The organism is Blautia sp. AM47-4, from assembly GCF_003479865.1.
GTDB classification, from domain to species: domain Bacteria; phylum Bacillota; class Clostridia; order Lachnospirales; family Lachnospiraceae; genus Fusicatenibacter; species Fusicatenibacter saccharivorans.
The window spans coordinates 1-11,426 of record NZ_QUHY01000047.1; the positions used below are offsets into that span (position 1 = coordinate 1).

14 protein-coding genes are annotated in these 11,426 nt (G+C 36.1%); 9 read left to right on the forward strand and 5 right to left on the reverse strand.

Annotated features, from left to right (window positions below; translation table 11 throughout):
• Positions 1-305 precede the first annotated feature (305 nt).
• The 5 genes from DW965_RS17545 to DW965_RS17565 all read right to left on the reverse strand — a co-directional run bounded on the left by DW965_RS17545 (position 306) and on the right by DW965_RS17565 (position 3,793).
• Positions 306-884 carry a helix-turn-helix domain-containing protein gene (locus tag DW965_RS17545; protein WP_117761149.1) on the reverse strand — a complete coding sequence of 193 codons (579 nt, stop codon included), beginning with the start codon at positions 882-884 and terminating at the stop codon, positions 306-308.
• Positions 885-991: 107 nt separating this feature from the next.
• Positions 992-1,594 (reverse strand): barstar family protein, encoded by a 603-nt coding sequence (locus tag DW965_RS17550; protein WP_117761151.1) that lies wholly within the window; start codon positions 1,592-1,594, stop codon positions 992-994.
• Positions 1,595-1,757: 163 nt separating this feature from the next.
• Positions 1,758-2,231, reverse strand: a complete 474-nt coding sequence (locus tag DW965_RS17555; protein WP_012740003.1) for a dihydrofolate reductase — start codon at positions 2,229-2,231, stop codon at positions 1,758-1,760.
• 72 nt (positions 2,232-2,303) lie between these two features.
• Positions 2,304-3,134: a hypothetical protein gene (locus DW965_RS17560; protein ID WP_117761153.1), complete on the reverse strand. Its 831-nt coding sequence runs from the start codon at positions 3,132-3,134 to the stop codon at positions 2,304-2,306.
• A 17-nt stretch (positions 3,135-3,151) separates the two neighbouring features.
• Complete coding sequence (locus tag DW965_RS17565) at positions 3,152-3,793, reverse strand: helix-turn-helix domain-containing protein (protein WP_117761155.1); 642 nt, start codon at positions 3,791-3,793, stop codon at positions 3,152-3,154.
• A 368-nt stretch (positions 3,794-4,161) separates the two neighbouring features.
• Here DW965_RS17565 and DW965_RS17570 point away from each other — a divergent pair, with 368 nt between their 5' ends.
• The 9 genes from DW965_RS17570 to DW965_RS17610 all read left to right on the forward strand — a co-directional run.
• Positions 4,162-4,359 carry a hypothetical protein gene (locus DW965_RS17570; RefSeq protein WP_022431210.1) on the forward strand — a complete coding sequence of 66 codons (198 nt, stop codon included), beginning with the start codon at positions 4,162-4,164 and terminating at the stop codon, positions 4,357-4,359.
• Positions 4,360-5,454, forward strand: a complete 1,095-nt coding sequence (locus DW965_RS17575) for a site-specific integrase (protein WP_117761157.1) — start codon at positions 4,360-4,362, stop codon at positions 5,452-5,454.
• Positions 5,438-5,809, forward strand: a complete 372-nt coding sequence (locus tag DW965_RS17580; protein ID WP_117761160.1) for a plasmid mobilization protein — start codon at positions 5,438-5,440, stop codon at positions 5,807-5,809. The genes DW965_RS17575 and DW965_RS17580 overlap by 17 nt, the downstream gene beginning before the upstream one ends.
• Before the next feature lie 30 nt (positions 5,810-5,839).
• Positions 5,840-6,217: a TnpV protein gene (locus tag DW965_RS17585; protein ID WP_117761162.1), complete on the forward strand. Its 378-nt coding sequence runs from the start codon at positions 5,840-5,842 to the stop codon at positions 6,215-6,217.
• A 308-nt stretch (positions 6,218-6,525) separates the two neighbouring features.
• Complete coding sequence (locus DW965_RS17590; protein WP_117761164.1) at positions 6,526-7,800, forward strand: plasmid recombination protein; 1,275 nt, start codon at positions 6,526-6,528, stop codon at positions 7,798-7,800.
• A gap of 214 nt (positions 7,801-8,014) precedes the next feature.
• Entirely contained in the window at positions 8,015-8,488 is a 474-nt protein-coding gene (locus DW965_RS17595) for a hypothetical protein (protein ID WP_118662497.1), read from the forward strand.
• A gap of 10 nt (positions 8,489-8,498) precedes the next feature.
• Entirely contained in the window at positions 8,499-9,380 is an 882-nt protein-coding gene (locus DW965_RS17600; RefSeq protein WP_117761168.1) for a hypothetical protein, read from the forward strand.
• An 11-nt stretch (positions 9,381-9,391) separates the two neighbouring features.
• On the forward strand, positions 9,392-10,684 hold the full coding sequence (locus tag DW965_RS17605) for a DNA cytosine methyltransferase (RefSeq protein WP_117761170.1): 1,293 nt from the start codon (positions 9,392-9,394) through the stop codon (positions 10,682-10,684).
• Between the two features lie 39 nt (positions 10,685-10,723).
• On the forward strand, positions 10,724-11,426 hold a 703-nt coding region (locus DW965_RS17610; protein WP_119198637.1), incomplete at its 3' end, for a nucleoid-associated protein.

An 11,426-nucleotide genomic window follows, 5' to 3' on the forward strand; every position in this document is an offset into this window, starting at 1 on the left:
CAAAAAATAGACGCCCATTGTTGAACGTCTATTTTGGGATGATATTGAGGTTTGCTGGTCTATCTTATAAAATCTGAATGTACTTCGATTGCATTTTTATTGCATTTTTTATTTTTTTTCACATAGATTTTAGTGGTTGATAGTTCCTGAAAATGCCTTAAAATCAATGATTTTCACTTATATAGCATACTGTCTGTCTGGAGTTTGAATAATGTACATGAGCCAAGAAATGCCGAATTTACGGCGTTCCTTGGCTCGTTTTTAGTTGAGTGACAATCAAATGACAATAATATTTGAAAACTGATTTAGAAGGAATAATTTCCGGGTAATCCATATCGATATATGCGGATGTTGTTAATCCAGCTAAGACAATTAGACTTTGAGGTATAGTTAAGGTTGTATCCGCCATTATAACGACCTGGAACTGAGATAATATTGTATCCTTTTTGTCTTAAATTTGTGATAATAAATCTTGGAACTCCTAATTGTTTTAAAGTAAGATTTCTGGTTGGATTTGTAGCCAACATGGTAATTACTTTGGTTTCGAGAATTTGTATTTCGGCTGCAGTCATATAGTGCCCTCCTTTGGTTGAGATTTGTTTAGGAGGAACATTTAAGAAAGATTTTACATAGGCATACAATTGATGTACATTCCCGTTAAAGAATTCATCTGCAATTGATTGAGGTGTATTGCAGTCACGTATTCGTTCTAAAATGGTGGAGAAAATTAGTTCTCGCTGAAATTGTTTATAGGTACGATTAAAAACGGCCTTGCAAATTCTAGTCAATTGCTTTGTCGAATAGCCTAGCGCTTTTGCTACTTCATGTTGTTTAGTTCTGTTATAAGCATAATAGATGATGTTCTTTGCGATTGTATTTTCCATTTGCATCCTCCGTATATATAGCATTATCTCATAGGGAAGAAAGATAGTCTTTGTCAAAAAGGGACATTTTATCTAATATTTGAAATCTGATGCCCCGTAAAGACAGATCAAAATATATGTTCATCGTATAGTTCCAAGTATTTGTTATTACTTTCGTGGTTTTCAATAATTGATATGATTGTATCGAAATATTTGTTTCCCAATGCCTTTCTGCTTTGTGTGGAATATATCCAAACAATGTGAAGCGGTTCAGCATATTCGTGAATGCCAAATCCACCCCACAGCAAGTCGCTAAAAGCATTCATATTACGACCTATTTTGAAGTCAATTTTAGAAGTTAATTTCTGTTCTATTTGGTCAAAAAAATCATTAAGCGTATGGATATCACGTCCATCAATGAATATCCACTTTTCAGCATTTGCATCAAGGATAGGATTTGTTATTTCAGTTACTATGAAAGTGCCTATTACTCTTGGACCTTCATATATATCCAAACACTTGTTGAGCCATAATATATTTGCATAATGTTTCGGTGAAATAAAAGTAATGGAAGCGGGGATAGATTTGTTCAAGGATACAGCACTATCAAAGCTAAGAACAGAGGTTGTCATACAGTTTTTTTTAATCATTGTGGTAGGACGAATGCCGGGAAAGATGGGGGTTATTCTACCAGTGTTTTTTAATATTCCTTTTGCATCTATATTGAGCATATAATTTCCGCCTTCCTATTTTTGGTGTAATCATACCATATCACCATATTTTCATTTTCAATATCTTGAATAACACTCAACAAGCAAGATTGATCAGTATCAAATTCAAATTGCAGTATATTGTATTTGTCTGGACGTTCTTGGAAGGTCCTGGTTACAATGGCTACTTCTTTCTTATGTATGTAGTCCTCGTATACTTAGTATTCTCGCCAAATGTTTCACCTATAATCAAATCGAAATCATTTACATCAAACTCTGGAAAAAATACATCTCCATCTTCGATATTCATATCTACTTCTGTAATGTACATTACATCAACAAAAGGGATAGCCTCTTTGTATACTCCATACCCTCCTGCTATATAAATATTTGAATTGTCAGAAAGTGCCAATGCTTCTGCCAAAGATGATACAGTAATTAGGTTTTCGCCTTCATATTTCATTGTCTTTGATACTATTATATTTTGGCGATTTGGAAGTGGATGACCAATTTCTTCATAAGATTTTCTTCCCATAACTACAATATTTCCGATTGTAAGTTCCTTAAAAAATTTTTGCTCACCTTTGATTTTCCAAGGAATCTCACCATTTCTACCAATAACATTATTTTTTGACCTTGCAACAATCAATCCAATCATTTTCTACCTCTAAAGTTTTTTATTTGTTTTTTTCGTAAACAAAAGATTCCCAAAAGGGGTTTGGGGAATTGCTTATAAATCTTCTTCTGCAAAGAATTCAAAGCTAACATTTTCTAATAGTGAATCTTTATAATCATCAAAGTGATTGAGACAGCAGTTTTGAATTTTCTCGATTTTTTCTTTGGGTGCAACTATGACTATCACAGATTTACAGTTACGGTCTGTATTAGATTTATAGTTTTCACACATATATTTAACATTCGTTATCAAATGTTCAAGTCTATTATTTGTAATATTAGTAATAGTCCAATATTTGATTTCAAAAATCAAGTCATTCTTGGTATGTTTTGAGAGAGCGATAATATCGTATTCGAGTCTGCCTATACGCAAGTTTTGTTTGAGAAGATATCTGCGAGAAAGCTTTTGGAAAAAATATTTGTAACATTTATCCTCTATTTGCATGTATCTTACAACTCTGTCGGATAAAACATTTGTTGAATTGTTTTGTTCTGTAGAGATTTCATTAGCTACTTTTTCAACAGTTTCTGAAGAACTTAATTGTGTGGCGTTAATCTTTTTGGTAATGGTATCAGATTTTATTTGCTCGTCAAGTTCTTTTTGAATGCTATACCATTTACAACAGCCAATAATTATTAAGACTAGACCTGTTACAATAAGTACAATGGAAACTACAGGCATAATTGTGGTTGTGAAATCTAATAATTTTAAATTATCATTCATCCTTTGAATTGAAATTTCGGATAGGTTATCGTAATCATTTTGGCTTATGAGTTTGTAGTTTGTGTTAAGTATATAAAGATATGCCAATACAGGTAGTGTGATAAGCAACATGCCTAGTGAAACGAGAAATTTGTAAAAACTATCGTATTGTAATTTATCCATAATTGTGTCCTTTCAGATTATTCTCTTTTCGGTTTCCTTTTCCTTTTCACATAAGAGAAATCCGGAAACAAGTCTTTTAACAATTCAGCAGCTTCTTCTACATCGTCATCTTCATTCATTTTTTGAACCAGTAGCTGGTCGTCATCATCAAGATTCAACGAAACAGTGTACTCTTTATTTGGGTCTATTGGGTTCATTGGGTATTTTACCTCTTTAAGATAATATTCCGTTTCTGATATTTCTCCATCTTCCAGTTTGTCTCGTAAACGTGCCCAATACTCAACCATCTTTCGGAAGTTATCAAGGTCTTCCTGTGGACGGGGACCGGCATTTGGAAGCCGCTCTTCAAATTTAAAGCAAACTTCTTCACCTTTCATAGTAGGGCGTAATCCATATGCCCATTCAATGTCAAACAGCACATGAAGTGCGCTGAATATATTTGCAACATCAGGGTCAGATAATGCATAAAAACTGACTCCTAGATTGTTTGCAATATTTAATAAAGTCGCTTCATCCGGATATCTGTTTCCAAGTTCATAGTTTCGGATGGTGGATTCGTTTAATCCACATTTATCTGCTAATTCCTTTTGCGTCATATCAGATGCAATTCTGAAGTTTCGAATCAAATAGCCTACCCGGCTGGTGAATTTCTCGCCCATCTTAACTGCTCCTTATTCGTGGAATGAGTGTTGTAGCATGCACGGAGACACGAGGTACAAATCATGCATCGTACATTAATACTAAATACGTTTTCTGCGAAGGCAAAAACTTGAAAAAACTTCAGTTTTCCTCGCTCGCGGGCGCGTTCTCATGGTGCTTTGCCGCTTGTTCATGTTTCGCATGTCAATCGGCAAAACTCCATGCTCACTTTTGCCTTCGCGTACATTATATCATTAACAGTACAAAAGTGAAATGTTTTTTGCTAAAAAGTATTGACAGTACAAAAATGAACTGTTAATATAATACACATCACAACCGTTCGAAAATGAACTGAATAATAAAAACAAAAGAGAGGAGGCATTAGCTTATGGAGAACAAGAGATTTTTGACAGCGCAGGATGTAATGGAAATGCTGGGAGTTTCACTATCGTATTCCTATAAACTGATACGACGGCTGAATGCGGAACTTGAGGCTGATGGATTCGTGACAATAAAAGGACGTGTCAGTACACAGTATTTTATGAAACGAATCTACGGGCTATCTACGGATAAGGAGGTGGGATAGATGGCAGTTATCAAGAATAATAGGACCGGAATGTGGGAGGTGAGAACTTATTATAAGGATTTGACCGGAGCAAGGAAACAGAAAACCAAGAGAGGCTTTGCCAAGAAGAGCGAAGCCCTTGAATGGGAGCGGAATTTCAAACTGAAAGAGGATCAGAGTATCAGTATGAGCTTCAAAAGTTTTGTGGATATTTATCTGACGGATTTAGAGCCAAGAATAAAGCGCAATACTTTTCTGACAAAGAAGCACATCATTGAGACAAAGATTCTGCCTTATTTCGGGAAGCGAAAACTGGATGATATTCGGACCTCGGATGTCATCCAGTGGCAAAATGAGATTATGAAGCTGAAAAAGGATAATGGGGAGTTGTTCTCCCCTACCTATCTGAAAACCATTCATAATCAGCTAAGTGCCATATTAAATCATGCGGTAAATATGTATGGTCTAAAGGATAATGTGGCACGAAAAGCCGGAACTATGGGCAAAGAAGAAAATAAGGAAATGGAGTTCTGGACACAGGAGGAATTTCAGGCATTTTTGGAGTGCGTGGCAGATAAGCCTATTTCCTATTATGCATTTGAAATACTTTATTGGACTGGTATTCGTGAAGGTGAGCTGCTTGCCTTGACACCGGGTGATTTCAATTTTGAAAAGAAAACGCTTTGGATAAACAAGTCATATCAGAGACTGGAAGGCAAAGATGTAATTACAGACCCGAAAACACCAAAGAGTAACAGAACAATTGTTATGCCGGATTTTCTTACTGTTGAGATGGAGGATTTCATAAGCAGTCTTTATGGAATAAGGGATGATGACAGAATTTTCACCATTTCAAAAAGTTATCTGCATCATGAAATGGATAGAGGTGCAAAGCTTGCAGGAGTGAAGAGAATCCGAATTCATGGATTACGACATTCTCATATTTCTCTGTTGATTAACTTGGGATTTTCAGCATTGGCAATAGGGGAAAGAGTCGGGCATGAGGCGGTTGATATCACATATCATTATGCACATTTATTTCCAACGGTGCAGACGGATATGGCAGCACAACTGGAAACAGAAAGGGAGGCGTTGGTCAATGTCAGAAAAGAATAGAGATGATAAAAACAGATGGCGTAATGTGACAATCGCATTTCGCATGTCGCCGGAGGAAAATGAAGAACTGAATAACAGAGTGAAGCTCAGTGGATTTCGTACCAAGCAGGATTATATTACCCAGAGTGTTCTTCATCAAAAGGTGGTTGCCACAGGCAATCCGTTGATGTTGGTACAATTCCGGCAGAACCTGCAAAGGATTGAGCATGAGCTTGAGAGGATAGAAAAGGCATCGGATATGGATGGGGAGTTACTTACTCCCATCCGTTCCATGCTGGAAATATTGGAAGGCTTCAAGGAACAACCGAGAACATTGGCGGATATGAAACACCTTACAGTACCAAATGAGGAATAACAGATATTTTATATAAAGGAAGTGACTGCTATGAGCGAAGAAACATTATTTGAAAAATTAGGTGTGAAATACATAGAAAAAGACGGCATTTTTTATCCGTTGATTACATTAGGTGGAGAGGAGAACAGTACAGATGTTGGCAAATATGGTCGTATGTGGATGGATTACATACAGAAGGAATATCCGCAGCGATACAGAAGTCTGCTACGATTTGGAGAATTACATGATAAAGCAACAGAGGTAAATGAAGTGGCTTATGAATTGCTGGAAGATATTGAAAATGAGTGGTTACATAAACATAAACCAAAGCAGTTGAATTCTTTTGTGGAAATGTATCAGCTACGAACTCAGGCAAGAATGATAGCAGAGGAAGTAGTTCTGCATGATGTGGTGGACTGTTTTCATTAGGGGATAAGCGAAGTTCTGTATCGGGGCTGTGGCTGGTAAATAATATGTCGCGTATCCGCGACTCATAAGCTCCCGAAAGGGAACTTTATCCGGCGGGGAGAGCCGTATAGCCACTCCGGCGAGGAGCGCAAAACCCGCTTGCGGGTCTGCATTTTTGATAGCGAAGCTGTCAAAAGTGCTTTTGCGTTACTTTTGACAAAAGTAACAAAACCTTCCCAGGGAAATCTGCTGTTTCGTGCCGTATCCGGCACTCATTACGGATAAGAAGGAGGTGCATATATACATACCAAAAGAGGAGGATTTTGACTATGGAAAGAACTATCAGTTTTATGAATGGGGAAGGTTCCATCGGGCACAACACGAGAAGATTTATAGCTGACAATGTAGATGCCAGCCGTACCAAGAATAATATCACTCTTATCCATGAGGATATTAAGCAGGCATATCACAAATTGTTTGACGAGGTACTTAAGGAATATAATGCAAAGCAGAAACGCAAGGATAGGCAGATTAAAAGTTATTATGATAAGATTTCAAGAAGCAAGCAGGAAAAATTATTTTATGAGGTTATCGTTCAGATAGGCAACAAGGATGATACCGGAGTAGGTAGTTATTCTGCAGAGGTTGCAACATGGGTGCTGAAGGATTATGTGAAAAAGTTCCAACTTCGAAATCCACAGCTTTATGTGATTGGTGCCTATATTCATTTGGATGAGGAAACACCACATTTGCATCTGAATTTTATCCCGTGGGTATCAGGCTGTAAGAGAGGATTGGAGACAAAGACAAGTCTTAAGGCTGCACTAGCGACAAGAGGATTTGTAAGTGAAGGAAAAGGCAATACCGAATGGAAGCAGTGGGCGGAGGCGGAGAAAGATGATATTGCCCTTATTATGAGCCGGTACGGAATTGACTGGAAAAAGAAAGATACACACAATAAGCATTTATCCGTACTGGATTATAAGAAGCAGGAACGGGCAAAAGAAGTGGCTGAACTTGAGGAGGAGATAGAGGGGGCACAAGTTGTACTGGAATTAAAAGAGGAACGGATTGAGTCTCTGGAGAAAGAAATTGAAAGTAAGCGAGATGGTTTTAGAAAAGAACAGTCTGAGGCTCAAAAGAAGCTGGATGATACCATAGTCGAAAATCAGAAATTGCAGTTGGAAACAACGGATTTACGCTTAAAGAATTTGGAATTAAGGCTGGAATATTATGAGAATGTAGATAAGCTCACAGATAAACAGAAGGAAATTGAGGTGGCGAAAAAAGAGGCTGACAAGTGGATGATGATTTCGGATACTGCAAAATTACAGACTGAACGGGCTGAATTTGAACTGGAAGAGGCGGAAAGGCTTAAGAAGGAACTGCTTGGTGCGGTCGATGGAGATGATTATCTGAAGGAGCAGGTGATAGAGCTGAGGTATCAGAACCAGATATTGCGGGAGGAGAATCGTAGCCTAAAGGACAAGCTGGAAAAGGCATATGAGTTTATGAAACAGTTTGTGATTGGTGGGATTAATCTGCTGGAGAAGTTTATGGAGTGGATCGGAGAGAAGATCAAGGATGTGAGGAGAGGAAGGTGATGTGAAAAATTCACAAAAAAGAAAGGAAATTAATGTGGAGAATTCATGAGAATTGTGGTAAAATTACCTTGGGATTTTGTCTTTATTTCTATGAATGGGAATGCTATTTTTAAGTAATATTGGAAATATGAGTCCAGATTATTGAACATATATGATATGTATAATGCTGTTAGATAGACAATTTTCTAATTACTTATTAAGGAAGTTAGTTATTATGCGAACAATGTTATTGAGCTTCAAGCCAGAATGGTACAATAAAATTATGGATGGTAGCAAGCTATTTGAGTATAGAAGAACATTTCCAAATGAAGAAATAATGGCATATATGTATGTTAGTTCTCCTGCGAAAATGATAGTTGGAAGGATTCATTTAGGTAAGAGAATTGATATTAACACATGGAGAGAACAATACAAGTCGGATAAAGGAGTGTGTGAAAGAATAGATGGTTTTCTTACAAGACATACTTACGCAATGCCAGTATTGTCTTTTCAGATGACAAAGGAAATAGAATTAGAAACACTTCGCAAGTTTAATCCCAATTTTGTATGTCCTCAAATGTATTATTATTTGGATAATTATCCAGAATTGTTTGATTTTATAAAGAAAAATGCAACTGACATTGGGGAATTGCACATTAATTCATTTGTGAATATTGGAAAAGATGAGATTTGCAGAAAAAAATATTAGGAGGTATGACATGGGTGATTTTGGTGAGGCAGAAAGACGAATATTAGGATTTATGTTAGAAGGGACAGAGTTTGTCTTTGAAGGAAAAGAATATGCAGTAGTTTTATCTGGGAAACCAACATGTCGTAAAGGAGAACCTAAAACAGACATTTATATTTTGGCAGAATCAGATGAGGGTGATATTGAAATTAAAATTTCTTATAAGAAAGAAAATGCTGATTTTATTGAAAATAAGATGAGTGCAGAACGTGCAGAACAATTATTTGGTGAAGATTGGATAGATATTATAGAACACTCTACTACAGCTATTCAGGATAAATTTTATGAGCGAATGCTGATTTATAAAAATGGATTTAGAAGAACTGAAAAGGGTTCAATTACCCTCGGATGGAAATTTGAGTTGCTTAATAAAAGTGGTGGAGACTTATCTGGGAAAATGTTACTTACAGATGAACAGGTAGTAGATGTTTATGCAGGAAGTAATCTTTCTCCAGATAAGAAAAATGCGAGCGTTTGTGGACAAATCATAAGAGATAGCGGTGTGGCTAACTACATATTGATGGATGAGAATGTTCATTCTGCGCAAGATGTAATAGATAAAATGATTCCTATAAGAGAATATGTAATGATGCACCCGGATATTTATTTTGCTTGTAAGGCTTTGAATTACAGAACTTTTGCTGAAAAATGGGATGGGAATAGACCGTTATCAGTTCAAGTAAATTGGGATGCAATTAATAATAGATTAGTTCCCGAACTTGTTTTTGACAAGCCATTAATAGTAAAAGGTGATGAGGTGGCTGAAAGACTTATTCATTATATGCGGAAATTAAATATTAGAACAACAGAAGATATTGATGAGGATAATTCGGGAACTGATAAAATAGTATAGAGGTGACAAACATGGCTGTTATTTTAGAAGAAAGAGGGCGTGGTAAATTTAAACCCGCTCCAGATTATAAAGTTGATGAAGTAAAAGAACTTCTAAATAAAAAAATTGAAGAAGAAAGACAGGCATTTGCAGATTGTAGTGAAGAGATTGAGTTTGATAAGCTTAACTATGATCCCAATAAGTGGAACCTGCTGTCACTATTTTCGGGATGCGGTGGTCTGGATTTGGGCTTCGAATTAGCAGGCTTAAAAGCAGTTATGGGCGAAGAAGTTATGGAAGTAGCATTTGCCGACAAAAAGGTCTTTGATGAAAATATCAATAATAATGTATTCAATACGATTTATGTAAACGATATATTTGATGAAGCAAGAGAAACCTATGCACAGAATGCAGGTAAGTATATATACATGGACAAGAGTGATATAAGAAAAATAAAGGAGTTTCCCAAGGCAGATATTGTATTAGGCGGTTTCCCTTGCCCGGGCTTTTCAGAGGCTGGACCGAGATTGGTTGATGATAAGAGAAACTTTTTATACTTACATTTTATTCGTTGCCTGATGCAGAGCAAACCAAAAATTTTTGTGGCTGAGAATGTAAAAGGAATGATGACTCTTGGAAAGGGTGAGGTTTTCAAGCAGATTGTTCAGGACTTTGCAGCAGCAGGATATACAATATATCACAAGCTTTTAAACTCGGCAGAATATGGTGTGCCACAGATAAGAGAACGAGTAATTTTGGTTGGTGTCAGGAATGATATAGACTTTGAATATGTTCATCCGGAACCTACACATGGGTATGGTATTGATGGATTGAAAGAGGTGGTAACACTTCGTGATGCTATTGGTGATTTAGAGGATGATCCGGGAGATTATTTTACAGGCTCGTATTCTACTATTTTTATGTCGCGTAATCGAAAAAAACTATGGTCACAACCAAGTTTTACGATTCAGGCATCAGGTAGACAGGCACCGATCCATCCAGCAGGAGCACCTATGGAACATGTTGGCAAGGATAGATATGTCTTTAGTGATGGGGAAGAGAATAATCGACGCCTATCAGTGAAGGAAATAGCAAGAATTCAGACATTTCCGGATTGGTATGAATTTAGCAGAGGAACAAGTAACAGAAATGATAATGCCAAACTTGATTTGGTGTATAAGCAGATAGGTAATGCAGTGCCGGTACGCTTAGCATTGGCTGTTGCGGAACCGATTGCGGAGTTTGCAAGGACACAATTAGAACAAGAAAAAGAAGATACAAAGTATGTGATTGTTCATGAAACGGAGAAAAGAATGATGGCATAGAAAAGTAATAATACATTTTGGATAGAAAGTGGTGATGACATGCAGGATTTTTCAAGTGTAAACATAAAAAATATGATTATTCATAATGTAGGAAATAAAGTAAAAGGTGAATCGCTAGATTTATCAACAGAAATATGTGATACTAATAATAAAGTAACAAATCAGTATCTGAAACAATTCTTTTTTTCAACATTTAAATTTGATATAACATACAGGTTTGTACATGAGACAGATATAGCAATGAATGAAATATATAATTATGTAAAACACATATTTGATAATTCAGATCAGTTTTATGAGCAATCTGTAAATATTGCTAAGCACCTGTATGAAGTGTCAGTGCATCCTAACATAAAAGCAGGAGAATTGTGTATAGTATATTTACAAAACTGCATAATAGATGATAATGTCACTGATGCTGTAGGAATTTATAAATCAGAATCTAAAGATTATTATTTGCAAGTTAATAGTACTGAAAATGGATATGATATTGAATGCCAACAGGGTATTAATCCTAAGAAATTGGATAAAGGATGTCTTATATTTAATTCATCAGATTCAAATTATAAAGTATGTGTTGTAGATAAAAATGTTAATGATGCCATGTATTGGAAAAAACTTTTTTTGATGATTGAGGAAGAAAAAAATGAATATGTCAATACATCAAAGACATTGAAATCATGTAAAAGATATATTGCTAAAAATGAAGATTTAGAACCAAAAAAGAAATTGGAACTTATAA

Excerpts from the sequence above, each read along its gene's own strand:
- DW965_RS17585 (WP_117761162.1), top strand. The coding sequence starts at position 5,840 with ATGAGCGAAGAAACATTATTTGAAAAATTAGGTGTGAAATACATAGAA.
- DW965_RS17590 (WP_117761164.1), top strand. The coding sequence starts at position 6,526 with ATGGAAAGAACTATCAGTTTTATGAATGGGGAAGGTTCCATCGGGCAC.
- DW965_RS17555 (WP_012740003.1), bottom strand. The coding sequence starts at position 2,231 with ATGATTGGATTGATTGTTGCAAGGTCAAAAAATAATGTTATTGGTAGA.
- DW965_RS17605 (WP_117761170.1), top strand. The coding sequence starts at position 9,392 with ATGGCTGTTATTTTAGAAGAAAGAGGGCGTGGTAAATTTAAACCCGCT.
- DW965_RS17560 (WP_117761153.1), bottom strand. The coding sequence starts at position 3,134 with ATGGATAAATTACAATACGATAGTTTTTACAAATTTCTCGTTTCACTA.
- DW965_RS17580 (WP_117761160.1), top strand. The coding sequence starts at position 5,438 with ATGTCAGAAAAGAATAGAGATGATAAAAACAGATGGCGTAATGTGACA.
- DW965_RS17550 (WP_117761151.1), bottom strand. The coding sequence starts at position 1,594 with ATGCTCAATATAGATGCAAAAGGAATATTAAAAAACACTGGTAGAATA.
- DW965_RS17575 (WP_117761157.1), top strand. The coding sequence starts at position 4,360 with ATGGCAGTTATCAAGAATAATAGGACCGGAATGTGGGAGGTGAGAACT.
- DW965_RS17600 (WP_117761168.1), top strand. The coding sequence starts at position 8,499 with ATGGGTGATTTTGGTGAGGCAGAAAGACGAATATTAGGATTTATGTTA.
- DW965_RS17565 (WP_117761155.1), bottom strand. The coding sequence starts at position 3,793 with ATGGGCGAGAAATTCACCAGCCGGGTAGGCTATTTGATTCGAAACTTC.
- DW965_RS17545 (WP_117761149.1), bottom strand. The coding sequence starts at position 884 with ATGGAAAATACAATCGCAAAGAACATCATCTATTATGCTTATAACAGA.
- DW965_RS17570 (WP_022431210.1), top strand. The coding sequence starts at position 4,162 with ATGGAGAACAAGAGATTTTTGACAGCGCAGGATGTAATGGAAATGCTG.
- DW965_RS17595 (WP_118662497.1), top strand. The coding sequence starts at position 8,015 with ATGCGAACAATGTTATTGAGCTTCAAGCCAGAATGGTACAATAAAATT.